Origin of the sequence: Neorhizobium sp. CSC1952, from assembly GCF_030378245.1 — a bacterium.
In the GTDB taxonomy this organism is placed as follows: domain Bacteria; phylum Pseudomonadota; class Alphaproteobacteria; order Rhizobiales; family Rhizobiaceae; genus Neorhizobium; species Neorhizobium oryzae_A.
The window spans coordinates 3299558-3324531 of record NZ_CP128416.1 but is presented as its reverse complement, the minus strand read 5'-3'; the positions used below and the strand labels follow the sequence as shown (position 1 = coordinate 3324531).

Here is a 24974-nt window from a genome sequence, read left to right as displayed (position 1 = left end):
ATATCGCGCCTGCTACGGCTCCTTCTGAGATGGAGCGCCTTTCATGAGCTTGCAAGTCCATATTTTAGGAGTGTTCCCATTCGGGAACAGGATTGTTGCCGGCTTGCAATCCGGCTCTTGCGGAGAAGGAGCGGGGATGAACAATGGAAGGCAATGCAAAACTCCGTTGCGCGATTGTTTCGCAACAGCGAAAGCGCGCTTGCAAAACCCCGCGCCGCAGTTGAAAGTGCCTAATCGACAGTCTTTCCTTGCAAGGTGCTAGAAATTAGGCATGGCAGCGCGGCAACGCATCATTCCTGTCCGGCGTGAATACAACCGTTGGGTCGCCAACCAGACGCTGGAGGACTATGCCCTTCGCTTCACGGCCAAGAGCGCACGGCGTTTTTCCTCGAGCCGCATTTCCCAGACGGCGATCGGCGCGATCTCCTTCCTGGCGCTGGAGGCGATCGGCGGAACGATCACCCTCTCCTACGGCACGACCAACGCTTTTTTCGCGATCTGCGCCGCCGCCGTCGCCATGCTCGCCATCGGCCTGCCGATCAGCCGTTATGCGATCCGCCACGGCGTCGATATAGACCTGCTCACCCGCGGCGCGAGCTTCGGCTATATCGGCTCGACGATCACCTCGCTGGTCTATGCGAGCTTCACCTTCATGCTGTTCGCGATCGAAGCCTCGATCATGACCGGCGCGCTGGAGCTTGCCTTCGGCATTCCGCCCTGGATCGGCTACATCATCAGCGCCGCCGTCGTGATCCCGCTGGTCATCTACGGCGTGCAGCTCATCTCGCGATTCCAGCTTTTGACCCAGCCATTCTGGATCGTGCTGAATATCCTGCCCTTCGTCTTCATCGCCTTTCTGGACTGGGAGAAGTTCGACCTCTGGCGCGCCTTTGCCGGTGTCAACCATTCGAACGCGGAAGTTGGCGGCGCAGCCCCTTTCGATCTCGTCGAGTTCGGCGCGGCTTCCGCCGTCATCCTGGCGCTGATGCCGCAGATCGGCGAGCAGGTGGATTTCCTGCGCTTCCTGCCGCCCGAAGGCCAGCGCAAGTGGCGCCACCGGCTCGCCGTCTTCCTCGCCGGCTCCGGCTGGGTCGTGGTCGGCGTGCCGAAACTGCTCGCCGGTTCGTTCCTCGCGGTCCTGACGCTCTCGACCGGCGTGCCGGTGCGGGAGGCCGCCGATCCGGCGCATATGTATCTCGCCGCCTTCGGCTACATGATCCCGAACGAGACCGCGGCGCTGCTGCTGATGGCCGCCTTCGTGGTCGTCTCGCAGCTCAAGATCAACGTGATGAACGCCTATGCGGGCTCGCTCGCGTGGTCGAACTTCTTTTCGCGATTGACCCACAGCCATCCGGGCCGCGTCGTCTGGCTGGTCTTCAATGTGGTGATCGCGCTGCTCCTGATGGAGCTCGGCATCTACAGGCTGCTGGAAGCGACGCTCGGCATCTTCTCGATCATCGCCATGGCCTGGCTCTGCACCATCTCGGCCGATCTCTTCATCAACAAGAAGCTCGGCCTGTCGCCTGAGGGCATCGAGTTCAAGCGCGCCCACCTCTACGACGTCAACCCCGTCGGCCTCGGCTCGATGCTTGCTTCGGCCGGTGTGGCGCTTGCCGCCCATTTCGGCCTGTTCGGAGAGCTGTGGGCCTCGCTCGCCACCTATGTGACGCTGATCGCCTTCCTGATCTCGCCGGCCATCGCATTCGCCACGCGCGGCAAATTCTATCTTGCCCGCAAGCCTCGCCAGAGCTGGAAGAGCCTCGGCTCGATCACCTGCTCGATCTGCGAACATCCCTTCGAACACGAGGACATGGCCTGGTGCCCGGCCTATGCCGCGCCGATCTGCTCGCTCTGCTGCTCGCTCGACAGCCGCTGCCACGACATGTGCAAGCCGCATGCGCGGCTGAACGCCCAGGTCGGCACGGTCGCCCGCTCCTTCCTGCCGGAGAGCGTGATCACGCGGCTCACCACCCGCCTCGGGCGATATGCGATCACGGCCGTCCTGGCGATCTCGGTCATCGGTACGATCCTCGCCATGATCGCCTATCAGGTCGGGCGGGCCACGCCCGCCAATGCCGAAGTGATCTACGGCACGGTGCTCATCGTCTTCTTCGTCTTCGCCATCATCGCCGGCATCGTCTCCTGGTTCTACGTGCTCGCCCATGACAGCCGGGTCGTGGCGGAGGAGGAATCCTCCCGCCAGAACACGCTGCTCCTGAAAGAGATTTCCGCCCACAAGAAGACCGACGCTGCCCTGCAGGAGGCGAAGGAGACGGCCGAAGCCGCCAACCGCGCCAAGAGCCGCTATGTCGTCGGCCTCAGCCATGAACTCCGCACGCCGCTCAATGCCGTGCTCGGCTACGCGCAGATCCTCGAACGGGACGAGACGATCCCCGCGCCGCGCCAGTCGGCGATCAAGGTCATCAAGCGTTCCGCCGACCATCTTTCCGGCCTGATCGACGGGCTACTCGACATTTCCAAGATCGAGGCGGGCCGCCTGCAGGTCTATTCCAACGAGATCAACATCCAGGATTTCCTCGACCAGATCGTCGAGATGTTTTCCCTGCAGGCGCAGGCGAAGGGCTTGGAATTCGAGCATGAGCGCGCCCACGCCCTGCCCCGATATGTCCGCACCGACGAGAAGCGCCTGCGCCAGATCCTCGTCAACATCCTCTCCAACGCGATCAAGTTCACCGACGAGGGCAAGGTTCGCTTCGAGGTCGCCTATCGCAGCCAGGTCGCGACCTTCACCATCTCCGATACCGGCCGCGGCATCGCCGAGAAGGACCTCGCCCGCATCTACGAGCCGTTCCAGCGCGGCGAGGCCGACAGCGTGCGGCCGATGCCGGGCCTCGGCCTCGGCCTCACGATCACCCAGCTTCTCACCAACACGCTCGGCGGCGAGATCGCCGTCGCCAGCACCAGGGGCGAAGGCTCTGTCTTCAAGGTGCGTCTGATGCTCTCGGCGGTCGAACGGCCGAATACGGCGCCGGCGGCGGAAAAGAAGATCGTCTCCTATACCGGCCCCCGTCGCACCATCGTCGTGGTGGACGACAACGAGGACCATCGCGACCTGATGCGAGAAGTGCTGGCGCCGATGGATTTCGTCGTGCTGACGGCAAACAGCGGCCCCGATTGCCTGACGCTGATCGAGGGCGTGGTGCCGGATCTCTTCCTGGTCGATATTTCCATGCCCGGCATGAGCGGCTGGCAGCTCGTCGCCAGGCTGCGCGAGATCGGCCAGACGGCGCCGATCATCATGCTGTCCGCCAATATCGGCGATGGGGCCGCAGCCCATTCCGGCGACGAGGGTCATAGCGACACGATCGCCAAGCCGGTCGATATCCGCCGCCTCGCAGACAAGCTCGCCGCCCATCTCGGGCTCGTCTGGATCTACGAGAACGAGACGGCGCTGCCCTCCCCCGTCGGTCCGAAGAAACCGATCAAAAGTCCGGGGATGAACCATGTGCAGGACCTTTTGCGGCTCGGCGAAATCGGCTACGTGCGCGGTATCGAGGCGAAACTTGCCGATCTTGCCAAGGATGAGGAAAACCGGGCGTTTACCGACGAGCTCGGGGCCTACGTGCAGGCTTTCGATCTCGCCGGCTATATGAAATTCCTGACCCGCCTGGAGGAGAGGACGAGTGATGGCTGAGATCGCCCTGCCGCGCGACATCGTCCTCCTGGTGGACGACAGCCCCGAGGCGCTCGGTTTCCTGACCGAGGCGCTGGAGAAATCCGGCTTTTCCGTGCTCATCGCCACATCCGGTCAGGCGGCGCTCAACATCGTCGAACGCATCACGCCCGATCTCATCCTGCTCGATGCGGTCATGCCCGGCATGGACGGGTTCGAAACCTGCCGCAAGCTCAAGACCAATGCCGCCGTGGCGCAGGTGCCGGTGATATTCATGACCGGGCTTACCGAGACCGAGCACGTCGTGAACGCGCTCGATTCCGGCGGCGTCGACTACCTGACGAAGCCGATCAATATCGACGAGCTGCGCGCCCGCATCCGCGTCCATCTCTCCAATGCCCGCTCGGCCCAGAGCGCCCGCGTGGCGCTCGATGCCGCGGGTCGCCATCTGCTGGCCGTGAAGGCAAACGGGACGATCCACTGGTCGACGCCGCAGGCAACCCGGCTCATCAATGCCGCGACGGGAAGCGACGACGGGCTCGATATCGTTTCCCGCCGCATTGCCGCCTGGATGGCGGACCGCAACAAGCCGGGCTTTGTCCGCGACGCCGCCTTCTCGCTGGATCAGAACGGTCAGGCGAGCCTGCAATTCACGTTTCTCGGGGCGATCGGCGCCGACGAGCACCTCTTCCGCCTGACGGCCGCCAACAGGCGTCCCGACGACGAGGTGCTGCGCCAGCATTTTCCGCTGACCCAGCGCGAATCCGAAGTGCTGCTGTGGATCGCCAAGGGCAAGTCGAACCGCGACATCGGCGACATCCTGGGTCTCTCGGCCCGCACGGTGAACAAGCATCTCGAGCAGATCTATGTGAAGCTCGGCGTCGAAAACCGCGCCTCCGCAGCCGTCAAGGCCGCGCACGTGCTGCATGGTGAGGAGCGGTCCGCATAGCGGATGAAACGATCCAGCGAATCGTTTCGAGCGACGAACGCCGCGAGCCAAAGCGAGCGGCCGCCAAGGAGCGGTCCGCCTAGCGGACGAAACGATCCGGCTAATCGGTTGCAACACCCCCGGTGATCCGGCCGGAACCGTTTGGACGGATATTTGCCCTATTGTTTGCTTAGGGTGACGTTAATTCGAAGTGTGCCAGACTTCGCGGCCGGATTTCATGGGCGGCCGATATCCTTAATTCCTTGAACGCGAAGCCGAAACGGCACGAAAGTATAGAGTAACATGAATTTCATTGCGCTTCTGCCGGACACACGTTTCGTGCGTGCTGGACAAGACCGCTCGGCCGATATCGTCAGGAAGAGAGTGGTATTGCACTTTCCGGGTTTCGAACCCCTCGATGCGCGCCTGCATCACGCCAGATATCAGCGATCGGCAGCCGAGAGCGCGAAGACCTGGGACTTGGCGGTCAATGTCGGTCAGCTGCATCAGGCAGGATCGGCAGCCTATTTTGACGTTTCCTCCGGGAACGCCGATCATCTCACCGAAAGCCGCATCTACTGTTTCGACCATTCCTCGTTGGTGACCAGTCTTACCAGCAAGCCGGTTCTGAGCCGCGTCCTCTCAGGCTACGCAAGTGCATGCCGCGTTGTCATGGAAGGCGGGCTTACCGGATATTTCCGGCATGCCTGGCGGTTCGGCCTGTTTTTCCTGTCTCCGTTTCTTCTGCTGATGCTCGCGGTCCTGTCGAGCCCGACCATAGCCAGCCTGCCCTTCACGCTTCGGATCGAAGTCTGGAATTATCTGTGGAGCCTGCCGCTTGCGCTGGCAGTCTTCCGGCTGGTCTTCGTGCCGCTCTTCGGGAGGCTTCATACGCTGCATCTGTTTGCCGACTGGGAACTTGCCGTCGCGATGGCAAGGCTCGATCGCCCCGAAGTCAATCGGTGGATTGAAACCTGCATGGCCGACATCAGGAACGCACTGAAAGACGAAGCGGACGAGTACGTCATCAGCTCCCACAGCATGGGGTCGACCGTGGCAGCCCATACGATCGGCATGCTGCTGGCCGAAGATCCGGACATCTTCAAAGGAAAACGGGTAACATTCGTCACGCTCGGCGGCGCCATTCTCCAATGTTCATTGCTGCGTTCCGCGGCAGTCCTGCGGGCCTGCGTCGGCAGGATCGCGCGCGCACCTGAAGTGTTTTGGCTGGAGGTCCAATGCCTGACCGACAGCATCCATTTCTACAAAAGCCGCGTTGTCAGCCTGGCCGGGCACCCCGATGCGCCGCAGGCCCGGATCGCCTTCGTACGCGTAAAGCAGATGGTCTCCCCGGAGCGCTATAAGAGGATCAAGTTCGATCTGTTGCGGGTCCATCGGCAATATGTGCTTGGCTCGGACAGCAGGTCCAATTTCGACTTCACGCTGATGACCGCCGGTCCGCTGCCGGCCGCGCGGTTTGCGAATTTTCAGCCTCGGGATCTTCATGATCGCCGGAAGCATGCCGATCTCGAAGACGTGATCGCAATGCCGGGCGTCCTCATGGACGCGCAAAGGACATTCTGACTGATCAAATCCACGCGGCCATGCTTTCCGAAGATCGCTTCCGATCTTCGGGTGGAGGCGATGGGAAACCGACGGTTCATCATTCCCAAACGCAAAGAAGCCCGGCAATGCCGGGCTTCCAGAATGCGGTGGAGATGAGGCTCAGCTGCCCTGCTGGAAGTAGCTGTAGCGGCCGTCCGGGCCCTTCTTCCATTCGTACATGACATAGCCCGGAAGCTTGGGGTCGCCCTTCTCGTCGAAGGAGATGTCGCCGAGAACCGTCGGGAAGGAGCCCTTCTTCATGGCTTCGGCAACCGCCTGCGGGTCGGTGGAGCCTGCGGCCTTCGCGGCTTCCGCGATCGTCTGCAGAGCGGCGTAGGAGTAGAGCGTGTAAGCTTCCGGGTTGAAGCCGGCAGCCTTGAACTTCTCGACCAGTTCCTTGTTTTCCGGGCGCAGCGTCGGGTCCGGACCGAAGGTGTTGAGGGTGCCTTCGACGGCGTCGCCGGCGATCGAGGCAAGCTCGTTGGAAACGATGCCGTCACCCGAGACGAGGACTGCCTTGAGGCCCTGGTCCTTGGCCTGGCGGATGATCAGGCCGGCTTCGGTGTGGAGACCGCCCCAGTAGATGACGGAAACGCCGGCTTCCTTCATCTTGGAGATCAGCGCGGAGAAGTCCTTGTCGCCGACGTTGACGCCTTCGCGGATGACTTCCTTGAGACCGGCTGCGTTGGCCGCCTTCTTGGTTTCTTCGGCAAGGCCCTGACCGTAAGGCGTCTTGTCGTCGATGATGGCGATCTTGGCATCCTTGAACTTTTCGGCCAGGTAGGCGCCGGCAATGCCGCCCTGCTGGTCGTCACGGCCGCAGGTGCGGAAGGTGTTCCAAAGGCCGCGTTCGGTGAAGACCGGGTTCGTCGCGGCGGGGGTCACCTCCAGGATGCCGTTTTCCGCATAGACTTCCGACGCAGGAATGGACACGCCGGAGTTGAAGTGGCCGACCACGAACTTGACGCCGTCGGCAACGAACTTGTTGGCGACCGAAATCCCCTGCTTCGGGTCGGAAACGTCGTCGCCGAGCACGATCCTGATCTGCTCGCCGTTGATGCCGCCGGCCGCGTTGATGTCGGCGGCGGCCTGCTCTGCACCCTTCTGAAGCTGTGCGCCGAAGGCTGCGTTCGGGCCGGTGAGCGGGCCACCGACGCCGACGAGAATTTCGGCCCATGCGCTGCCGCTGAAAGCGACCATGGCCGTCAGCGCAACAGCGGAAAGAAGAGACTTCTTCATTGATTTACTCCCAGTTCTTTGAAGCGGGTTGGGTTTGAAAAGCCGGCGCGACACCCACCATGACCGTACCGGAATTGTTCCACTCTAGGTTCTATTAGAGGATTGACCTCAAGCAATCTGAGGACAGTTTCACCTGCCTGTCAATCTTTCTTCTTCCAGGAAAAAGCCGATGTCGGCTCGTAGAGCCAGTAGTAATTCTGCACCATCTGACGCGTCCTGCGCAGGCGGAATCCGGCGATCGAGAAAACGAGCAGAAGCACCACGTCTATGACATAGTAAAAGGCGCTGATGAACGGCCCCTGGAACAGCGCGTAATGCAGGAAGCGCATCACGATGCCGAGCAGAAGCGTGTAGACGATAACTGTCGGAAGACCGCTCCAGCCTTCCGCGACCGCCTTCCCGGTGCGCCATGCGGTCCAGAAGCCGATCAGCACGACGAGAAAGCGCAGGACGTAGCGGACGCCGGTATCGTCTTCGAAGAAAAGTCCCTGCATGTCAGTCCCCTTAATGCCTTCCGCCTTCGAGATAGGCGGCGCGCACTTCCGGATTGGCGAGAAGTTCCCTGCCCGACCCGCTCATGGTCACCTTGCCGTTGACCATGACATAAGCCCGGTCCGAAAGCTTCAGCGCCGCGAACGCGTTCTGCTCGACGAGGAAGACAGTCAGCCCCTCCTCCTGGTTGAGCTTCCTGATCGCCTCGAAAATGCCCTTGACGATCAACGGCGCGAGGCCGAGCGACGGCTCGTCGAGAAGCAGAAGCTTCGGCCGCGCCATCAGCGCGCGCCCGATCGACAGCATCTGCTGTTCGCCGCCCGAAAGCGTGCCGCCGCGCTGGCTCTGGCGCTCCTTGAGCCGCGGAAAGAGCGCGAAGATCTTCTCGACGTCTTCCTTGAAATGCTTGAGGTTATCGAGACCTGCGCCCATCTGGAGATTTTCGAGAACCGTCATGCGCGGAAAGATGCGCCTGCCCTCGGGCGACTGGGCGATGCGGCGCCGCGCGATCAGATGCGTCGGCAGCCGGGTAATGTCCTCGCCGTCGAAGACGACCTGCCCGTTCCGGGCCTGCGGGCTGCCGCAGATGGTCATCATCAGCGTCGACTTGCCGGCGCCGTTGGCGCCGATCAGGCTGACGATCTCGCCCTTGTTGACCTCGACGTCGACGCCTGCGAGCGCGCGGATATTGCCGTAATAGGTCTCGACGCCCTGGACTTTCAGAAGGGTTTCACCGGCCATCAGTGCGCCCCTCCTTCGAGTTCTTCCGCAATCACCTCATGCACCTCGTCATCCTCGACGCCGAGATAGGCGGCGATCACCTTCGGGTCGTTCTTCACATGGTCCGGCGTGCCGTCGGAGATCTTCTGGCCGTATTCCAGCACCACGACATGGTCGGAGATTTCCATGACCACCGACATGTCGTGCTCGATGAGCAGGATCGACACGCCCTCGTCGCGGATCGAATGCAGCAGCGTGTTGAGCGCCGCCGATTCACGCGGATTGAGGCCGGCCGCCGGCTCGTCGAGGCAGAGCAGTTCGGGGCCGGTGCACATGGCGCGGGCGATTTCGAGCCGCCGCTGCGCGCCGTAGGGCAGATCGCCGGCCGGGTCGTCGGCGCGCTCGATGAGATCCGCCTTTTCGAGCCAGTACTGCGCCTTCTCGGTCGCAGCCCTTGCCGCGTTGCGATAGGCCGGCAGTCCGAGAAGACCGAGGATCGTGTAGCCCGAAGCCTTCATCAGCACGTTATGCTGCGCGACCAGCAGGTTTTCCAGAACGGTGAGGCCGGAAAACAGGCGGATGTTCTGGAAGGTGCGGGCGACCTTGGCGAGCTTGGTGATCTCGAAATCCCTCAGCCGCTCCAGAAGGTGCTCCTTGCCGTCCCCCTGCCTCAGCGTGATCATGCCCATGGTCGGCTTGTAGAAGCCGGTGATGCAGTTGAAGACGGTGGTCTTGCCGGCGCCGTTCGGGCCGATCAGCGCGGTGATCTCGCCGCGCCGAGCCTCGAAGGAGAAGTCGTTGATGGCCATCAGACCGCCGAACTTCATCGACAGATGCTCGACCTTGAGGATGGTGTCGCTCGTCATTGCGTTTGTCGTATTCGTGTCCTGGAGGGTCATCAGCCGTGCCCCTCCTTGGTGAAGCTGCCGGAGACCGCCTTGCGTTCCTTCAGGAAGGCGGTCGGCTCTCTGCTGCCGACGAAACCGCGCGGCTTGAAGAGCATGACGACGATCATCGCAAGGCCGAAGAGCAGCATGCGGTAGAGCTCCGGCGTGAAGTCCGGGCCGAAGACCAGCTTCAGGAACTCCATTTCGCGGAGCAGCTCGGTACCGCCGACCATGAGCACCGCGGCGATGGCGATCCCGGTGAGCGAACCCATGCCGCCGAGCACGACGATCGCCAGGATCACGGCCGATTCCAGGAAGACGAAGCTTTCCGGCGAGACGAAACCCTGGCGGGTGGCGAAGAAGGAGCCGGCGAAACCGCCGAACATCGCGCCGATCGCAAAGGCGGTGAGCTTGGTCGTCACCGTGTTGATGCCGAGCGAACGGCAGGCGATCTCGTCTTCGCGCAGCGCCTCCCAGGCGCGGCCGATCGGCATGCGGCGCAGGCGGATCGTCACGTAGGCCGTCAGCAGGCAAAGCGCCAGAATGACGTAGAAGAGGAAGATCTTGTACCAAGCGGACGAGGTCGCCAGGCCGAACGCCTTGGGAAAGTAATTCGCCGATCCGACATCGAAGCTCCAGATGCCGAAGACCGAAGCCTTGGGAATGCCGGAAATGCCGAACGTGCCCCGGGTCACGTCCGTCCAGTTGATGAGGACGAGGCGGATGATCTCACCGAAAGCGAGCGTCACGATGGCGAGATAGTCGCCGCGCAGGCGCAGCACCGGAAAGCCGAGGATGACGCCCCAGCACGCCGCCAGAATCCCCGCGAGCGGCAGGAGCAGCCAGAAGGACAGGCCGAGATGCTGCGCGAGCAGCGCATAGGAGTAAGCGCCGACCGCATAGAAGGCGACGTAGCCGAGGTCGAGCAGGCCGGCGAGGCCCACGACGATGTTCAGTCCCCAGGCCAGCATCACGTAGATGAGGATCTGGATGCCGAAATTGTCGACGTATTTCAGCGAGCCCTGCGGTCCGAACAGCATCACCGAGACCGGCGGATAGAGCAGCAGGGCGATCAGCGCGATCTTGAGGAAATGCGTGCGCAGAAAGCCCTTTTCCTCGGAGATCTCCAGAATGCCGCTTTTCGCCTTGGCGAGCTTGCGGCGGTCCAGATGCGGCTTGATGAAGCCGACCGTCAGGAAGCGGGCGACCGCGGCGACGATCACGAAGATTGCGAGCAATCCCCAGCGCGTGCGCCAGACGAGCCGGTTGTCGATGTTCTGATATGTCTCGATGCCGACATAGAGAAGGAACATGCCGAAGGCGATGACGCCCGCGAAAATGCCTTCCCGGACGGCCTTGGCCATCAGTCCGGGGGTTCCGGTTTCGGAAGAGTTCGTCATTTCAGACCTTCTCCACTTCCGGACGGCCGAGAATGCCGGTGGGCTTGAAGATCAGCACGAAGGCAAGAATGGCAAAGGTCGCGACATCCTTGTAGGCGATGGTGAAATAGGCCGACCAGAGGGATTCGATGAGGCCGATCAGAAGCCCGCCGAGGACGGCGCCCGGCAGCGAGCCGATGCCGCCCAGAACCGCCGCGGTGAAGGCCTTGACGCCCGGGATGAAGCCGTCGTTGAACGAGGCGACGCCGTAATACATGAGATACATGCACCCGGCGACCGCAGCGAGCGCCGCGCCCATCACGAAGGTGATCGAGATCGTCCGGTCGACGTCGACGCCGAGGAGAGCCGCCATCTTGCGGTCCTGCTCGGTCGCCCTCTGGGCGCGTCCGAGCGGCGTCTTGTTGACGATGTACCAGAACGCGAAGAGCAGCACCGCCGTGAGGATGACGATGATGATCTGCTTCAGCGAAATGGTGATTGCGCCCAGATGATAGACATCGGAAACGAGCTGCGGGATCGGCTTGTTGCGCGGCCCCTGCGTCACCTGGATGAAGTTCGACAGGACGATCGACATGCCGATCGCGGTGATGAGCGGCGCCAGCCGGAAGGAGCCGCGCAGCGGCCTGTAGGCGACGCGCTCGATCGTCCAGTTCCACAAGCCCGTCATCAGCATGCCGACGATCAGCATGACGAGCAGAAGCAGCGCCACGGGAATGCCGGCGAAGAAGGACGTGAGGATCAGGAAGATGATGAGAGCGGCAAAGCCGCCGAGCATGAAAATGTCACCATGGGCGAAGTTGATCATGCCGATGATGCCGTAAACCATCGTATAGCCGATTGCCACGAGGCCATAGATGGATCCAAGAGTCAGCCCATTGATGAGCTGCTGGATAAAATACTCCATATACTTTCCCCCGGATGCGATCCTGGATCGGCCGCATCTCTTGTATATTCGTCCCTTGCGGGTTCTTGCGTTGTTTTGGGCAATCCATAACGGTTTCGTAAGAAATGTGAAGACAAAAAGCCGAGAGGCGGTCCAAAAGGCGGCGTTTCTCAACAATTTGACGCGACAAAGATCATAAATTCCAAAAAATCGGCAATTCCTGTCAAAAAATTAGCCAGACACGCCCCTCGAGGACGGTTCGCGGCGCGCTCCCGTCGATGCGAAAGACAGGATGAAGGACCGGCCGTGGATCGAAGGCCCTTCACCGGCGCGTCCGGTTTCGCATCGCCGGCATAGGCTGCGTCGCCGCTGCCGTTTCAAAGCGCGGCCGCCGAAAGCGGGTACGATTCACCCATGCCGCATAAGATTTATCAATGACTTGGCCTGCCCCGCCTCCCCGCTCCTCCCGTGGACCTTAGACTCGCTGCCGACTTAGGAACGGAGCGAACCATGGCCGAGACGACCGCCAATTTGAAAATGCCCTTCATCCTGCCCTCGCAGGCGCAGAAACACGTGACCCACAACGAGGCGCTGCTGAGGCTCGATGCGCTGGTGCACCTGACGATCGTGGCGGAACAGGCCGCCCCTCCCGCCTCGCCGGCCGAGGGCGCCTGTTATCTTGTCGCTCCCGCTCCGAGCGGCGGCTGGACCGGCAGGCAGGGACGCATCGCCTGCTGGCAGGATGGCCATTGGGCCTTCGCCGAACCCCGCACCGGCTGGCGGGCATGGTTCCTTGCGATCTCGAAACTGAAAGTGTTTTCCGGAACGGAATGGCAGGACATTCCCCTGCCGGAAAGCGGCAGCCTCGGCGAACTCGGCATCAACGCCACGCCGGACCCGACGAACCGGCTCGCCCTCTCCTCTCCCGCGAGCCTCTTCAACCATGCCGGCAACGGCCACCAGATCAAGGTCAACAAGGCCGCCGCCGCCGATACCGCCTCGCTGCTCTTCCAGTCGAACTGGACCGGCCATGCGGAAATGGGCCTTGCCGGCAGCAACGACTTCTCGATCAAGGTCAGCAGCGGCGGCACGTGGAATACGGGGCTTTCGATTTCCCCCGCCGGCCATGTTTCCCGGCCGAGCCAGCCGGCGGTGCGCGCCCACAGGACAGGTACGAGCTTTGCGCCCGCGGCAGGCCAGCAGAGCGGCTTCACGACCCTCGCCCTCAATCAGGGCGGCTTTGCGCTCGGCGCGGCGGCGCCAGGCGGCGGCAACCGGATCGTCGTGCCCGCGGGCGGCCTTTATCTCCTCGGCCTCAACGTCTCCGTCCTGACCTCGTCCGGCCATACGACCAGCCTGATGCTGAACGGATCACAGACGCTCATTTTCATGAACGGTGTTGCCGGAGGAGCACAAATACAGTCCGCAACTGGAATTTTTTTCCTGTCCTCGGGCGATTTCCTCACCCTGGGCCATGCCGGCACGGCACAACTGGAGCTCGGCGTTGGAAAAACTGAATTATTTTTGACAATGCTTTAATACCGCAGTGCAAGAAAGATTATCTTTATCGTTAACCAGATCTTAACTTGCCTGATGACTCGCGTAACAAGGTGTTATATTAGGGAACATCACTGGTTGGCAGGGGCTCCAGGGTATAATGCGGGTGACCGGTTTGAGCGTTTCTGATCTGCATAACGATACCGCCTATGCGCCGATGAGCGGTGGGGATGTGAGCCTGCTCGTGTCGGAGGTTCAGGGGCCGGCCTCCCGCCACGGCCGGCGCCGCTCTCTTCGGATGCAGCTCGCCGTCAAACGGACGATCGATATCGGCGTCTCGCTCACCGCTCTCGTCGTACTCCTGCCGCTGATGCTGGTGGTCGCATTGCTGATCCGCCTCGACAGCACCGGTCCGGCGCTCTTCACGCAAGTCCGCTGGGGCAAGGATCGCCGCGAGATCCGGGTCTACAAGTTCCGCTCGATGCGTACCGATCTCGGCGACGCCACCGGCATCACGCAGACCGTCAGGAACGATCCGCGCGTCACCCGTGTCGGCGCCGTCATCCGCAAGACCAATATCGATGAACTTCCCCAGCTCCTGAATGTCCTGAAAGGCGACATGTCGCTGGTCGGCCCCCGCTGCCATGCGATCGGCATGCTGGCCGCCGGCATCCCCTATGAGGATCTGGTTCCGGACTATCATCGCCGCCATTCCGTGAAGCCGGGCATGACCGGTTTGGCACAGATGCGCGGCCTCCGCGGCCCGACCGACCGCCCGGGAAAGGCGCGTGCGCGGATCGCCTGTGACCTCTATTACATCGACAATTTCTCGATCCTGCTCGATCTGCGCATCATGTTCGGCACCGTGCTCGCCGAGCTCCGCGGCGGCAAAGGCTTCTGATTCCTCGGTTTTTCTGCGGCGCGGGCCAAGCAAGCACCGATTTCCGATATCGCTTTCGAAAGGAAGGGATGGGTGTCGCGCGCCCTGGAAGAGGCGATGCAATTATTCAGCGATCTCCGAAGAAATGCCCCTTCCTGTTTAGTCAAATGTTAAAACTGGGGCGCTAGGCTGCCCGACGTGGTCTTGTGTAGTGTAGAGAGTCCAATGACCGAAATGATACGTCCCCGAGTGAAATATGTCATCGGCCCCGATGGCAGCCCCTTGACGATCGCCGATCTTCCGCCGGCCAATACGCGCCGCTGGGTGATCCGGCGCAAAGCCGAGGTGGTCGCCGCGGTCCGCGGTGGCCTGTTGAGCTTGGAAGAAGCCTGCGAGCGCTATACGCTCACCGTCGAGGAATTCCTCTCCTGGCAGTCCTCCATCAACGACCATGGCCTGGCAGGCCTGCGCACGACGCGCATCCAGCAATATCGCCACTAGGAGCAGTTCCGGAAGGCGGGAACCGGATTTTCCTCCGGAATTATCTCGAACCGAGCACGAATTCGCGGGTTCCGCCCGCACAAGGAAAAAGGTGCCGCTGCGAAAGACGCTGCGGCACCTTTTAATTTGTGTCTGCGTCAGACATTTTCGGCCCGATCCGGGTGAGCGACGGCAGGAGCCCGGCAATCACCGCCGACGCGGCGTAGAACCAGAGGCCCGGCTGCGAGACCGCCACCGCCAGACCGCTGCTTTTCGCCGCCACGATCACGATCGCCACGAGCATCACATCCATCATCGACCACTTCGAAAGATGCGGCATGGCGCGGCGGAAAACACCCGCCTCGCCGGCCCGGCCGGACAGCTGCAGGGCAAGTCCCGCAAGTTTGGCGATCGGGAACACGATCGAGAACAGCCCGACCACCAGCGAAAGCGCCACGTCTCCCTGCCGGAAAAGCGCCGCGACCAGCTCGACGAGCGATGGCGTCTCGCTGAAGAAATAAAGGCGCTCGAAACGGATGATCGGCAGGAGCAGTCCGAGCGTCAGAAAGATCGCGGCGAGCATGAGAAGAACAGGCCGCAGCCAGCTCATCGCTTTTTCCCGTTGACGATGTGTCACCCTTCGGAACGCCTCCCGGCTATTTCCCTTCGACCTCTCCCGTATTACATCATCGGGCAAAGGATAGAAGCGGAGCGATCATGAATATCACGCATGAAGAGACGCGATCGGGCGGACGTTACCTGGCGGAACTCGACGGCCATTTCGCGGAAATGACCTATTCGCGGGCCTCGCCGCAGCTCGTCATCATCGATCATACGGGCGTGCCCGATGCGCTGCGTGGCAAAGGGGTCGGCCAGGCGCTGGCGCGGCATGCCGTCGAGGAAGCCCGCAAGGGCGGCTGGAAGGTCATCCCGCTCTGCCCGTTCTTCAAATCCCAGGTGGAGCGTCATCCCGACTGGCAGGACATCCTGCGATAGCGGATGAGCGGACCGCCGCGACGCGGTTACGTTTAAAGGATGCTGAAAACGGAAATGGGGCGCAGGCGCCGTGGCGCCGCCCCGCATTGAAACATTCCGTCATGTCGGTCGCCCGGCTTTATTAAGCCCGGGCGCGCATTCCGCTGTCGCGCTCTTCGAGCGCCGAAGCCTTGGCGAGCTCGCCTTCCGCTTCTTCAAGTGCCAGTTCGGCACTTTCCTGCTGGCCCCTCAGCTCCCGGATCGAGACCTGAAGATTGTCCGCCCGCTGGCGGGCCGCCTTGGCGAACGTGGGATAGGCGAAGTGATTCGGGTCCGTGATTCCGGACTTCTTCTCTTCCAAGGTGATCTGATGTTCGAGCTCCTTGGCCATTCGCTCGAATTCGGCCATCATCATCTGCAACTGCTGCAACTGGCGGCGCTTTTCGTTAACCTGAAATCCTTTCAGGCGAACCAGGCTGTCACGCGACTTCATACGCAATACTCCGTGGATAGCGAGACCCAGACCCGTGTATCCGGCTTGTAACACTCCGGATCAAAAAATTTCCGCGACGTTAATAGATTTGCCTTCGCGTTAACTTTTCATTTACGGGCATCATTAATGATAAGCCCGATCGTTTAAGGGTCGGTAAATGCCAAGGCCGAAAGTGCCGCGACAATGTCTGAGTCGCATGAATCACTTAGCGGAGTTTCCTCATCCGCTGGTTCAATCTTGGTGATGGCCGATCCTCAAGGGAAATCAGGTTGCTACTATTTTTGCTTAATGAATTGATGCGCCTTGCCAGGTTGAATCATAATTTGTTAACCATTTAGTGGCAGCTTCCAAATCAGGCTCAGTCTGGATCCGTAGCGAGTAAGGGGGCAAAAGGTACCTTACGCGGCGGTAAAGGGGAAAAATATGCGGGTTCTACTCATCGAAGATGACAGCGCGACTGCCCAGAGCATCGAGCTGATGCTGAAATCGGAAAGCTTCAACGTCTATACCACCGATCTCGGTGAAGAAGGCGTCGACCTCGGCAAACTCTACGACTACGACATCATTCTCCTCGACCTGAACCTCCCCGACATGTCGGGTTACGAAGTGCTCCGCACGCTGAGGCTCTCGAAGGTCAAGACCCCGATCCTCATCCTGTCCGGCATGGCCGGCATCGAAGACAAGGTCCGCGGCCTGGGCTTCGGCGCCGACGACTACATGACCAAGCCCTTCCACAAGGATGAGTTGGTCGCGCGCATCCACGCGATCGTCCGCCGTTCCAAGGGTCACGCCCAGTCGATCATCATCACCGGCGAGCTGATCGTGAACCTCGACGCCAAGACCGTCGAAGTCGGCGGCCAGCGCGTCCACCTGACGGGCAAGGAATACCAGATGCTGGAGCTTCTCTCGCTCCGCAAGGGCACCACGCTCACCAAGGAAATGTTCCTGAACCATCTCTATGGCGGCATGGACGAGCCGGAGCTGAAGATCATCGACGTCTTCATCTGCAAGCTGCGCAAGAAGCTCGCCAACGCCGCCGGCGGCGCCAACTATATCGAAACCGTCTGGGGCCGCGGCTACGTGCTGCGCGAGCCGGACGGCAACGACTACGCCGAAAGCGCCTGAGCCTTCGCGCTTCCCCTTTTCGAACGCCCGCTCGGGTTCCCCCGGCGGGCGTTTTGCTTTGAGGTCTGAGGCTTACTTCGGCCGGCGGATCGCCCGCACCTTCCCGCTGTTTCCGCCGCCGCAGAAGAAACGGTCGCCACCGTCTGATTCCAGACCCGAAACGCCCACACCCGAAGGCATCTCCAGCGTCTCCAGTACCTTTCCGGTCGCGGGATCTATCCGCCTCACATCGCTTTCGTCGCCTTCCCAGGTGCCGTGCCAGAGTTCGCCGTCGACCCAGGTGACCCCGGTGACGAAGCGGCTGCACTCGATGGTGCGCAGGATCGTGCCCGTTTCGGGATCGATCTGGTGAATCTTCCGCTCCCTGTACTCTCCCACCCAGAGGGCGCCCTCCGCCCAGGCAAGTCCCGAATCGCCCCCGTTGCCGGGCGCCGGGATCGTCGCCAGTACCTTGCCGGTTTCCGGATCGATCTTCTGGATGCGCGCCTCGGCGATCTGGAACAGGTGCCGGCCGTCGAAGGCCGTTCCCGCATCGGCGGCGACATCGATCGAGCGCACTGTCTTGCGGATATCCGGATCGAAGGCGTTCAGCTTGTCTCCTGCCGCGAACCAGACGTGACGGCCGTCGAACGTGACGCCATGCACCTGTTCGGCACCGGGAAACGGTCCGTATTCATCGAGAATTTCGGCTGCAGATCTTTTCATGGTTTTTATCCCTTCTGTTGACGATCCAAGCCTAACCGCTCGGCAGCGGGCCTGTGAGTAACAAGACTGTCGGGAATCCCGGCACCGGCGGCGTCATCCAGCGACGCGCCCGGCCGCGGCCGAACGACTGCACCCTGCCCGCCGCCGAAAGCTGCTCGAGCGCCCGTTGCACGGTGCGCGGACTCGCCCCCAGCGCGATCGAGAGCGCCGAGCTCGACCACGCCTCGCCGTCGGCAAGAAAGGCGAGCACCGCCGCATGCGGCTCTTCGACGGGTGGGGCCAGCACGACCACCTCGCCTGCCTGGCGTGGCGCCAGCGCAAAGCCGCGCGCCGTAGCCCTCACGTCCGCAAGCGTCTTGAGTTCCGCGCGAAGCCGCCCGATCTCGACCCGCAGCCGGGCGCGGTGCGATTCGTCGGCATGCTTGCCCCGGAAGGCGCGCGCGATCAGCACGCTCCTCGGCACGTCGCCGGGCCAGGCTTCACCGAGCGCGGCGAGCAGCGCGAACAGGACCGGCCGCGTCGTGAGCGGCACGAGCACGTCGCCTTTCCGAGCCACATGGCGGCACGCGTCCACGACCAGCACGCCGGAAGCCAGGAGCGCTTCGACCTCCTCGAGCAGCAGGAAACGCATTTGCCCCCGTGCGACCAGGCGCGCCGCGGGCGTCTTCAGGATGAGGGACGCGTTCTCGACCTCGGCCATCAGCGCCGGGATGTCCGCTTCGCGCGAGGCCTGCCCGGCCCGGGCGAGCGCATCGCGTGCCGCCTTCGTCCTGATGCGCCGGATGGCGATTCCCGCGGCCGCCAGCTCGTGAGCTGCCCTCAATGCAGGCGGAAGCGGTGTGGCGTCGAACTCGGAAAGCAGGCGCTCCGCCTCGTCGAGACGGCCGATCAGGAGCAGGCGCCGGATCTCGATGGTGCGCGCATGCGCGGCGTTGACGCGATCGCCATGCGCTTCGAGCACCGCCCGCGCAGTATCGAGCGCCTTGGCAGGCCAGGTGAGGTCGCGGGAGACGAGCGCGATCTCGGCTTCGGCGACGATGCACCTGGCGCGGGCCATGGCCTCTCTCTGACTGAAGGCGCGCACGGCACTCTTGAGGAGCGCCTTGGCCCGGACGAGGTCGCCGAGCTGCGCCATCGCGATGCCGCGGAGCGCGAGCGCAGGCGCGTCGTCCCGCAGGGCGATCCGTTTCAATGCGCCGAGCGGATCGCCTGCCGCGAGCGCGCGCGCCGCAGCGGTGATCAGCGAGTCCATCGGAATCCCGTCACACTTGTAACTCCCGTCATCTCGATAACCGGTCCTAATCTATGCACGACCAAGCAACACGTCGCGCCAAAAATGGGCGGCGGACAGCCGAAGGAGAAGAACCATGACGGCACATGCAACCGGTACACGCCAGGACTGGCTGACGGCGCGCCTTGAACTGCTCGAAGACGAGAAGGAGCTGACGCGGCGCAGCGATGCGCTGGCGCTGCGCCGCCAGGATCTGCCCTGGGTCCGGATCGACAAGGAATACCGGTTCGAAACCGATGAAGGAAGCGCCTCGCTCGCGGACCTCTTCAAAGGGCGCTCGCAGCTCCTCGTCTACCATTTCATGTTCGGCCCCGACTATACGGCCGGATGCCCCTCCTGCTCGGCGATCGCGGACGGGTTCAACGGCATCGTCGTGCATCTGGAGAACCACGATGTCGCCTTTTCGGCCGTGTCGCGTGCGCCGCTCGCAAAGCTGCAGGCATACAAGCGGCGGATGGGATGGACCTTTCCCTGGGCGTCCTCGTCCGGCAGCGACTTCAACGGCGATTTCAGCGTCTGGTTTTCCGAGGAACAGCAGCGCCGGGGCGGTATCGAATACAACTATCGCCGCGAGCCGCCGATGGCGGGGCCTCCAAGAGGCCAGACCGTTCAGGAATGGCAGCAGAGCGGCGGCGAAAGCCCGATCGCCCAGATCGCGGCGTCGACAGGAACCGACATCCCCACCTATACGCGCGACCGTCCCGGTCTCAGCGCCTTCGTGCTCGAAGACGGCGCCATCTATCATGCCTATTCCAGCTATGCCCGCGGGCTGGACGGCATCTGGGGCATGTACCAGTGGCTCGATCGCGCTCCGAAGGGCCGCAACGAACAGGGCATCTGGTGGCGCCGCCACGACGAATATGCCCGGGGGTGAGATCGCCATGTCGCTTCACCCCGGACAGGAGAAGATAACGGCCGCAGGCAGCGAACCCGCCTGCGGCGCGGGTCGCAGGGCCGCTCACCGCGCCGCCGATTGGCTGTCGCTTGCTGCCGCGCCGACATTTGCGGTCATGGCGCTGCTGACCGCCGTCAACGGTCCCGCGGACATGATCTGCGCCCACATGGAGGAGGGTTTCCCGCTGAGCGGCATGGCGCCGATGTACCTCCTGATGAGCGCGTTTCATCTGACACCGTGGCTGAGGCTTGCCTCCCGCCGGGCGACCGTTTGAGAAGCGGGTAATCCCCTCGCGTGGCGGGCACGCCCGGGATCAGGCTGCCCGCGAAAGGCCCGAGAAGACGGAAGTCAGGATCTTCCGGTCGAACGGCTTCAGCAGGAAATCGTCGGCGCCGGCGCGCTTGCCCGCCATCATCTTCTTCAGGTCCGCCTCGATGACGCAATAGAAGATGCGCACGTTGCCGCCGTTCGGCGTGGCGCGGACGGCGGCGATGAGATCGAGCGCACCGTCGAGCGCCGCGTCGACGATCAGGAAATTCGGCAGCTCCGCCCGGCAGCGCGTGAGCGCGTCACCTGCGCTGCCGACCTCGGCAACGAGAAAGCCCAATTCGGAAAGTATCCGCTTGCCGACCTTGCGGACCACGTCCGAGCCGTCGGCAATCATCAAACGCTGCATCGTCTTCCCCCTGATGCCGGCCGCCCACCAGGGCTGCGAACATCCATCATTAGGGAGACGGCGCTAAAGATTGGTTACTTGCCGCATCGGCCTGAAAACCGGAACCGGTTTTCGGAAACGCACGATGCGCAGGTTCGATGACTTGGAATGTCCAGGCGCGGATCGTCTCAGGCAACCGCGGTTTCGGCGATGAAGACGATCTTGTCTTCCGAAACCACATATTTCAGGTCCATGCCGCATTCTTCCGCCAGGAGCACCGTGTAATAGGGCTGGATGGAATGGGCATCGACCGCCTCTTCCAGCGTACCGCTGGCGATCTCGATGAATTTCGGCGGCAAGCGCATCATCCGGCCCTTGATGGTGATGATGAACTTCGCGTCATATTCCGGGTTTTCGAGCGTCACGTCCACCGAACCGCCGCGCGGAATTCCGCCATAGGCGACGAGGAAAAGGTTGAGCAGCAGCTTGACACGGTTCTTGGCGATGATCGCCCGCGGACCGTTCCAGCTGACCTCGGTCTTCTTTTCGGCGATGGCATAGTCCTTCGCGGCCTTCTCCGCCTCGCCCGTGTCGATCGAGGCGCCGACCGAACCGGACGCGCCGAAGGCGAGCCGGGCGAATTTGAGACGCACCGAAGCGTTGACGGCCGACGTGCGGATGAGATCGAGCGCGTCGCTGTCGGCGGCGCCCTCGTCGAGAAGTTCGAGACCGTTATTGATCGCACCGACCGGGGAGATCACGTCATGGCAGACCCGGCTGCACAGAAGCGCCGCAAGATCTGGCCCACTGAGGGTGAGATTCGGATTCTTCGGCATTCATGTCTCCTGATATGCAAGTGCCCCGATCATCTTCTGCCACCTTAAGATTGCGCGGAGATGGAGCAACGTTCGCAGCCATAATGACACCATATTTGGTAAACCGATTGTTAAGACGATAGCTCCAAAATGGTCCGGCCTTAAGCATGATGCGAGAGGCGTGGCCCCTGAATGACACAATCGATGGATCTGACAATGCGCATCCGCACATCTTCCGCCCTCGCCCGCTTCGCCGCGACGGTGTTTGCCGTGATCGCAGCCGCACTTCTCTGCGCCAGCCCGGCCGCCGCCCAGCAGGGTTCCAGCCAGTATTCGGCGCAGGAGATCATCGACGCCGGCCATGGTTTCTTCGGGTCCGCGAGCGGCGGGCTTGCAAAGGTTGTGGAAAATGCCTTCCAGAAATACGGCCTGCCGAACGGCTACATTCTGGGCCAGGAAGGCTCTGGCGCCTTCATCGCCGGCCTCACCTATGGCGAAGGCGAGCTCTACACCAAGAATGCCGGCCAGCACCCGGTCTTCTGGCAGGGTCCCTCGCTCGGCATCGACTACGGCGGCCAGGGCACCCGGGCGATGATGCTCGTCTACGACCTGCCGGCCGTCGACAGCCTGTACGCCCGCTTCGGCGGCGTCTCGGGCTCGGCCTTCGTGGTCGCCGGCGTCGGCATGACGGTGCTGCGCAACAACAACGTTATCCTGGTGCCGATCCGCACCGGCATCGGCGCCCGCCTCGGCATCAACGTCGGCTACCTGAAGCTCACCCGCTCCCCGACCTGGAACCCTTTCTGAGCGGCTGCATCGTCCTCCGTCCGGAGGACCTTTCCATGGACGTCGTCCATAACGGTAGATCGCCCGCAAGAAGCTTGCGGGCCGCATGCGCCCGTGTTTAAACAGCCTGCGCATGTCCATTCAGCCAGCGAAACGGCCCCGTCGTGATCCAATTTGCTCTTTTGTTCGGCTTGGGTTTCTTGAGCGCCGCACTCCTGGTGATGCTGGTCGCGCCGGCGATCCATGGCCGCATCGTGCGCTACACGGAAAACCGCATCAAGGCGACGCTGCCGATCAGCCCGCAGGAAGTGCGGGCCCAGCGCGACATGGCGCGCGCCGTCTATGCGGCCGAGAATGCCCGAACCAAGCAGGAACTGGTGCAGGAGCGCGAGAAGACGGTCTCGCTGCAGATCAGGAACGATGCGCTCACCGAGGAAGCCAGGCGCCTGCAGGGCGAGGCCGCCGAGCTGCGCGCACAGATCGACGACATGGATGTCGAAGCCGCCGACGCACGCTCGCGCCTGCGCCAGGAGGAAAGCCATGTCCAGCAATTGAAGGCCGCCATCGAAGCCCTGGAGGAAGCGGCGGCCGCCAAGGATCTGGAGATCGAAAACCTGCAGCAGCGCCAGCTTCGGCTGGCCGCCGACGCCGATAATTTCCGCATCGATCTTTCCACCCGCGACACCGAATTGGAAAACCTGAAATTCCGCATGACGGCGCTGCGCGACGAGCGCGATACGCTGCGCAACGACCTGCGCCTGCAGACCACCCGGGCCAAGGATGCCGAAACGCGGCTCGCCCAGGAGGAGAACCGGGTTCAGCGCCTCGAGGACAAGCTGGCTCGCGAAATCGCCGAACGCGCCGACAGGGAGAACGCGCTGGAACGCCGCCTGGCCGAGATCGGCAGGCTCAGGGAAAAGCTCAAGGCGGCGAATGCCGAAGCCCGGGAAGCAAGCCGTGCGCTACGGGATGCGATGCCCGGCCGGCCGGGCGTGAAGGCGGCGGTACAGCGAAAGAAACCCGCTCCGGAGGATATCACCCTGCGCGAACTGTCCCATGCCCCGCCGAAACCGGCCAGGACGCCGCCGGAAGCCGATGTCGCTCCGCTGGTGGCGGAGATGACGGACGAAGTCCATAACCGCGCGATCGCGCTCTCCGAGCGCCTGCAGAACGGCGACGGCGGCGATGACGAGGCGATCCGCCAGGAACTCGCGTCGATCGCCGCCGACATGGTGGCCCTGACGGCGATCACCGAAGGCTCCTCTTCGCCGATCCACAAGATCCTGTCGGGAAAATCCGGAAGCGGCAAACGGGAAAGTCTGGCCGAGAAATCCAGGAAGACGCTCGCCGCGGCCAAGGACGCAGCCGAATAGGCTGCTACAATCTTCCCTGCGCCATGGCGATCTCGTAAAGCGCGATGCCCGTGGCAGTCGCCGCGTTCAGGCTGTCGAGCCCCGGCGCCTGGGCGATCCGCGCCGTTTGGATGCGGGACAGGATGTCCGGCGGCAGCCCCTCGCCCTCTGTGCCAGTGATCAGCGCCATGCGGCCGGAAGCCGGAACGTCGCGGATCTCCAGGGCGCCCGACGGCGAGAGCCCCCACACGGCAAAACCGCTGCCGGTCAGGGCGGCAAGGATATCGTTCATCGTGCCGCTCCGGACAAAGGGTACGGAAAGCACCGCCCCGACCGAGACGCGCAGCGCCTTGCGGTAGAGCGGATCGCAGCACGCCTGGTCGAGCAGCACCGCATCCGCACCGAAGGCGGCGGCGTTGCGGAAGATCGAGCCGACATTGTCGTGATTGGAAATGCCGAAGGCGGCGACCACAAGCGCCTTTTCCGGCAGGCCGGCGATCAGGTCCGCGGGACTTCTCTCCTGTCTGCGCCGCCCGAGCGCCAGCACGCCGCGATGCAGGTGGAAACCGGCGATCCGATCCAGCACCTCGGCCGAGGCCACGTAGACCGGCACGTCGTCCGGAAATCCGGCGAGGACTTCCCTGAGCCCGGCGACGCGGTTTTCGAGCAGCAATATCTTTTCCGCTACGAAATCTCCGCCCTTCCGGTGGGCGCCGGCGAGCATCCGCAGCACCACCGTCCCCTCGGCGATGAAGCGCCCTTCCCGCCCCGTCAGGTCGCGTTCGCGGATCGACCGGAACTCGGCGATCCGCGGATCGCCCGCCTCGGCGATGCGGACCGGTTCCATTATCGCGGGATGCCGACCGTCACATCGGCAACGATGCGGCCGGCGGCGAGGTCGAAGACGAAGGCCTTCTGGTCGCCGTCGAGCAGACCGTAGAACAGGATCTGGCTGCCGGAGAGCGACACGGACTGGATCTGGAACCCGGCCGGCAGCTCGGCCGTCGCGGCAAGCGGCTGGCCGGCCGGCACGGAGAACCCGCCGGTGGAGGCAACCGGTGCCGGCGCGTCGGGCCGCTGTGCGACCTTGTAGACAACCGCTGCGAGGACGGCCATAAAGCAGACGAACAAGATCCCGCCCGAAACGAGCTGCAGGAGCACCATTTTCCGGCGGATTCTCTCCATCGCCGGATCAAGCGGCTCTTCCTGTTCCTCGATATCGGGTTGGGGCATGGGA

The 24974-nt window shown here is 62.8% G+C and carries 26 protein-coding genes; 12 read left to right on the top strand and 14 right to left on the bottom strand.

What is annotated here, in order from left to right:
• Positions 1-271 precede the first annotated feature (271 nt).
• The 3 genes from QTA58_RS16165 (at position 272) to QTA58_RS16155 (ending at position 6146) form a co-directional block, all read left to right on the top strand.
• The gene (locus QTA58_RS16165; RefSeq protein ID WP_289669609.1) at positions 272-3655 is read left to right on the top strand and encodes an ATP-binding protein; all 3384 of its coding nucleotides are present in this window, start codon (positions 272-274) and stop codon (positions 3653-3655) included.
• On the top strand, positions 3648-4583 hold the full coding sequence (locus QTA58_RS16160) for a response regulator transcription factor (protein WP_289669608.1): 936 nt from the start codon (positions 3648-3650) through the stop codon (positions 4581-4583). Before QTA58_RS16165 ends, QTA58_RS16160 begins: the two co-directional genes overlap by 8 nt.
• A 318-nt stretch (positions 4584-4901) precedes the next feature.
• Positions 4902-6146 carry a hypothetical protein gene (locus QTA58_RS16155; protein WP_289669607.1) on the top strand — a complete coding sequence of 415 codons (1245 nt, stop codon included), beginning with the start codon at positions 4902-4904 and terminating at the stop codon, positions 6144-6146.
• Between the two features lie 141 nt (positions 6147-6287).
• Here the strand turns inward: QTA58_RS16155 and QTA58_RS16150 are convergent, their stop codons facing one another.
• The 6 genes from QTA58_RS16150 to QTA58_RS16125 all read right to left on the bottom strand — a co-directional run bounded on the left by QTA58_RS16150 (position 6288) and on the right by QTA58_RS16125 (position 11809).
• Entirely contained in the window at positions 6288-7406 is a 1119-nt protein-coding gene (locus tag QTA58_RS16150) for a branched-chain amino acid ABC transporter substrate-binding protein (RefSeq protein WP_085420027.1), read from the bottom strand.
• A 140-nt stretch (positions 7407-7546) separates the two neighbouring features.
• Positions 7547-7900 carry a DUF6867 family protein gene (locus QTA58_RS16145; RefSeq protein WP_085420028.1) on the bottom strand — a complete coding sequence of 118 codons (354 nt, stop codon included), beginning with the start codon at positions 7898-7900 and terminating at the stop codon, positions 7547-7549.
• Between the two features lie 10 nt (positions 7901-7910).
• Positions 7911-8639, bottom strand: coding sequence for an ABC transporter ATP-binding protein (locus QTA58_RS16140; RefSeq protein WP_085420029.1), 729 nt, complete (start codon positions 8637-8639; stop codon positions 7911-7913).
• Entirely contained in the window at positions 8639-9484 is an 846-nt protein-coding gene (locus QTA58_RS16135) for an ABC transporter ATP-binding protein (protein WP_200814012.1), read from the bottom strand. The genes QTA58_RS16140 and QTA58_RS16135 overlap by 1 nt, the downstream gene beginning before the upstream one ends.
• A 32-nt stretch (positions 9485-9516) precedes the next feature.
• Positions 9517-10905: a high-affinity branched-chain amino acid ABC transporter permease LivM gene (gene livM, locus QTA58_RS16130; RefSeq protein ID WP_085420031.1), complete on the bottom strand. Its 1389-nt coding sequence runs from the start codon at positions 10903-10905 to the stop codon at positions 9517-9519.
• A gap of 1 nt (position 10906) precedes the next feature.
• Positions 10907-11809: a branched-chain amino acid ABC transporter permease LivH gene (locus QTA58_RS16125; protein WP_085420032.1), complete on the bottom strand. Its 903-nt coding sequence runs from the start codon at positions 11807-11809 to the stop codon at positions 10907-10909.
• A gap of 489 nt (positions 11810-12298) precedes the next feature.
• Between QTA58_RS16125 and QTA58_RS16120 the strand changes: the two genes are divergently transcribed.
• From QTA58_RS16120 to QTA58_RS16110, 3 genes are all read left to right on the top strand, one after another.
• Positions 12299-13327: a DUF2793 domain-containing protein gene (locus QTA58_RS16120; protein ID WP_289669606.1), complete on the top strand. Its 1029-nt coding sequence runs from the start codon at positions 12299-12301 to the stop codon at positions 13325-13327.
• 133 nt (positions 13328-13460) lie between these two features.
• Positions 13461-14186, top strand: coding sequence for a sugar transferase (locus tag QTA58_RS16115; protein WP_289669605.1), 726 nt, complete (start codon positions 13461-13463; stop codon positions 14184-14186).
• A gap of 204 nt (positions 14187-14390) precedes the next feature.
• Positions 14391-14666: a DUF1153 domain-containing protein gene (locus QTA58_RS16110; protein ID WP_018327815.1), complete on the top strand. Its 276-nt coding sequence runs from the start codon at positions 14391-14393 to the stop codon at positions 14664-14666.
• 121 nt (positions 14667-14787) lie between these two features.
• On the opposite strand, the gene QTA58_RS16105 is transcribed toward QTA58_RS16110, so the two are convergent.
• Positions 14788-15255, bottom strand: a complete 468-nt coding sequence (locus tag QTA58_RS16105) for a paraquat-inducible protein A (protein WP_289669604.1) — start codon at positions 15253-15255, stop codon at positions 14788-14790.
• A 107-nt stretch (positions 15256-15362) separates the two neighbouring features.
• Here QTA58_RS16105 and QTA58_RS16100 point away from each other — a divergent pair, with 107 nt between their 5' ends.
• Positions 15363-15641, top strand: coding sequence for a GNAT family N-acetyltransferase (locus QTA58_RS16100; RefSeq protein WP_289669603.1), 279 nt, complete (start codon positions 15363-15365; stop codon positions 15639-15641).
• Positions 15642-15762: 121 nt separating this feature from the next.
• Here the strand turns inward: QTA58_RS16100 and QTA58_RS16095 are convergent, their stop codons facing one another.
• On the bottom strand, positions 15763-16113 hold the full coding sequence (locus QTA58_RS16095) for a flagellar export protein FliJ (RefSeq protein WP_085420036.1): 351 nt from the start codon (positions 16111-16113) through the stop codon (positions 15763-15765).
• Positions 16114-16536: 423 nt separating this feature from the next.
• On the opposite strand from QTA58_RS16095, the gene ctrA reads away from it, so the two are divergent.
• Complete coding sequence (gene ctrA, locus QTA58_RS16090; protein WP_085420037.1) at positions 16537-17238, top strand: cell cycle two-component system response regulator CtrA; 702 nt, start codon at positions 16537-16539, stop codon at positions 17236-17238.
• A gap of 72 nt (positions 17239-17310) precedes the next feature.
• Here the strand turns inward: ctrA and QTA58_RS16085 are convergent, their stop codons facing one another.
• Positions 17311-17943, bottom strand: coding sequence for a PQQ-binding-like beta-propeller repeat protein (locus QTA58_RS16085; RefSeq protein ID WP_085420038.1), 633 nt, complete (start codon positions 17941-17943; stop codon positions 17311-17313).
• 31 nt (positions 17944-17974) lie between these two features.
• A complete protein-coding gene (locus QTA58_RS16080; RefSeq protein WP_085420039.1) occupies positions 17975-19195 on the bottom strand; it encodes a helix-turn-helix domain-containing protein in 1221 nt (406 codons plus the stop codon).
• A 115-nt stretch (positions 19196-19310) separates the two neighbouring features.
• Here QTA58_RS16080 and QTA58_RS16075 point away from each other — a divergent pair, with 115 nt between their 5' ends.
• Positions 19311-20108: a thioredoxin family protein gene (locus QTA58_RS16075; protein ID WP_085420040.1), complete on the top strand. Its 798-nt coding sequence runs from the start codon at positions 19311-19313 to the stop codon at positions 20106-20108.
• Between the two features lie 7 nt (positions 20109-20115).
• Positions 20116-20403, top strand: coding sequence for a hypothetical protein (locus QTA58_RS16070; protein ID WP_234810853.1), 288 nt, complete (start codon positions 20116-20118; stop codon positions 20401-20403).
• A gap of 39 nt (positions 20404-20442) precedes the next feature.
• Here QTA58_RS16070 and QTA58_RS16065 read toward each other — a convergent pair whose 3' ends face one another.
• A complete protein-coding gene (locus QTA58_RS16065; protein WP_289669602.1) occupies positions 20443-20805 on the bottom strand; it encodes a response regulator in 363 nt (120 codons plus the stop codon).
• A gap of 167 nt (positions 20806-20972) precedes the next feature.
• Complete coding sequence (locus QTA58_RS16060) at positions 20973-21620, bottom strand: histidine phosphotransferase family protein (protein ID WP_289669601.1); 648 nt, start codon at positions 21618-21620, stop codon at positions 20973-20975.
• Positions 21621-21815: 195 nt separating this feature from the next.
• Between QTA58_RS16060 and QTA58_RS16055 the strand changes: the two genes are divergently transcribed.
• The gene (locus QTA58_RS16055; protein ID WP_085420758.1) at positions 21816-22406 is read left to right on the top strand and encodes an EipA family protein; all 591 of its coding nucleotides are present in this window, start codon (positions 21816-21818) and stop codon (positions 22404-22406) included.
• A 143-nt stretch (positions 22407-22549) separates the two neighbouring features.
• Positions 22550-23758 (top strand): hypothetical protein, encoded by a 1209-nt coding sequence (locus QTA58_RS16050; RefSeq protein ID WP_289669600.1) that lies wholly within the window; start codon positions 22550-22552, stop codon positions 23756-23758.
• Between the two features lie 4 nt (positions 23759-23762).
• Here the strand turns inward: QTA58_RS16050 and QTA58_RS16045 are convergent, their stop codons facing one another.
• Together QTA58_RS16045 and QTA58_RS16040 are read right to left on the bottom strand one after the other, a co-directional pair.
• Positions 23763-24584 carry an RNA methyltransferase gene (locus QTA58_RS16045; protein ID WP_289669599.1) on the bottom strand — a complete coding sequence of 274 codons (822 nt, stop codon included), beginning with the start codon at positions 24582-24584 and terminating at the stop codon, positions 23763-23765.
• On the bottom strand, positions 24584-24970 hold the full coding sequence (locus QTA58_RS16040; RefSeq protein ID WP_085420046.1) for a hypothetical protein: 387 nt from the start codon (positions 24968-24970) through the stop codon (positions 24584-24586). Before QTA58_RS16040 ends, QTA58_RS16045 begins: the two co-directional genes overlap by 1 nt.
• Positions 24971-24974 lie beyond the last annotated feature (4 nt).

Bases quoted from the DNA above. Each gene is read 5' to 3' on its own strand.
- QTA58_RS16095 (WP_085420036.1), bottom strand. From the start codon at position 16,113: ATGAAGTCGCGTGACAGCCTGGTTCGCCTGAAAGGATTTCAGGTTAAC.
- QTA58_RS16160 (WP_289669608.1), top strand. From the start codon at position 3,648: ATGGCTGAGATCGCCCTGCCGCGCGACATCGTCCTCCTGGTGGACGAC.
- QTA58_RS16065 (WP_289669602.1), bottom strand. From the start codon at position 20,805: ATGCAGCGTTTGATGATTGCCGACGGCTCGGACGTGGTCCGCAAGGTC.
- QTA58_RS16110 (WP_018327815.1), top strand. From the start codon at position 14,391: ATGACCGAAATGATACGTCCCCGAGTGAAATATGTCATCGGCCCCGAT.
- QTA58_RS16145 (WP_085420028.1), bottom strand. From the start codon at position 7,900: ATGCAGGGACTTTTCTTCGAAGACGATACCGGCGTCCGCTACGTCCTG.
- QTA58_RS16075 (WP_085420040.1), top strand. From the start codon at position 19,311: ATGACGGCACATGCAACCGGTACACGCCAGGACTGGCTGACGGCGCGC.
- QTA58_RS16150 (WP_085420027.1), bottom strand. From the start codon at position 7,406: ATGAAGAAGTCTCTTCTTTCCGCTGTTGCGCTGACGGCCATGGTCGCT.
- QTA58_RS16040 (WP_085420046.1), bottom strand. From the start codon at position 24,970: ATGCCCCAACCCGATATCGAGGAACAGGAAGAGCCGCTTGATCCGGCG.
- ctrA (WP_085420037.1), top strand. From the start codon at position 16,537: ATGCGGGTTCTACTCATCGAAGATGACAGCGCGACTGCCCAGAGCATC.
- QTA58_RS16100 (WP_289669603.1), top strand. From the start codon at position 15,363: ATGAATATCACGCATGAAGAGACGCGATCGGGCGGACGTTACCTGGCG.
- QTA58_RS16080 (WP_085420039.1), bottom strand. From the start codon at position 19,195: ATGGACTCGCTGATCACCGCTGCGGCGCGCGCGCTCGCGGCAGGCGAT.
- QTA58_RS16070 (WP_234810853.1), top strand. From the start codon at position 20,116: ATGTCGCTTCACCCCGGACAGGAGAAGATAACGGCCGCAGGCAGCGAA.
- QTA58_RS16125 (WP_085420032.1), bottom strand. From the start codon at position 11,809: ATGGAGTATTTTATCCAGCAGCTCATCAATGGGCTGACTCTTGGATCC.
- QTA58_RS16105 (WP_289669604.1), bottom strand. From the start codon at position 15,255: ATGAGCTGGCTGCGGCCTGTTCTTCTCATGCTCGCCGCGATCTTTCTG.
- QTA58_RS16120 (WP_289669606.1), top strand. From the start codon at position 12,299: ATGGCCGAGACGACCGCCAATTTGAAAATGCCCTTCATCCTGCCCTCG.
- QTA58_RS16135 (WP_200814012.1), bottom strand. From the start codon at position 9,484: ATGACGAGCGACACCATCCTCAAGGTCGAGCATCTGTCGATGAAGTTC.
- livM (WP_085420031.1), bottom strand. From the start codon at position 10,905: ATGACGAACTCTTCCGAAACCGGAACCCCCGGACTGATGGCCAAGGCC.
- QTA58_RS16060 (WP_289669601.1), bottom strand. From the start codon at position 21,620: ATGCCGAAGAATCCGAATCTCACCCTCAGTGGGCCAGATCTTGCGGCG.
- QTA58_RS16085 (WP_085420038.1), bottom strand. From the start codon at position 17,943: ATGAAAAGATCTGCAGCCGAAATTCTCGATGAATACGGACCGTTTCCC.
- QTA58_RS16165 (WP_289669609.1), top strand. From the start codon at position 272: ATGGCAGCGCGGCAACGCATCATTCCTGTCCGGCGTGAATACAACCGT.
- QTA58_RS16055 (WP_085420758.1), top strand. From the start codon at position 21,816: ATGCGCATCCGCACATCTTCCGCCCTCGCCCGCTTCGCCGCGACGGTG.
- QTA58_RS16140 (WP_085420029.1), bottom strand. From the start codon at position 8,639: ATGGCCGGTGAAACCCTTCTGAAAGTCCAGGGCGTCGAGACCTATTAC.
- QTA58_RS16045 (WP_289669599.1), bottom strand. From the start codon at position 24,584: ATGGAACCGGTCCGCATCGCCGAGGCGGGCGATCCGCGGATCGCCGAG.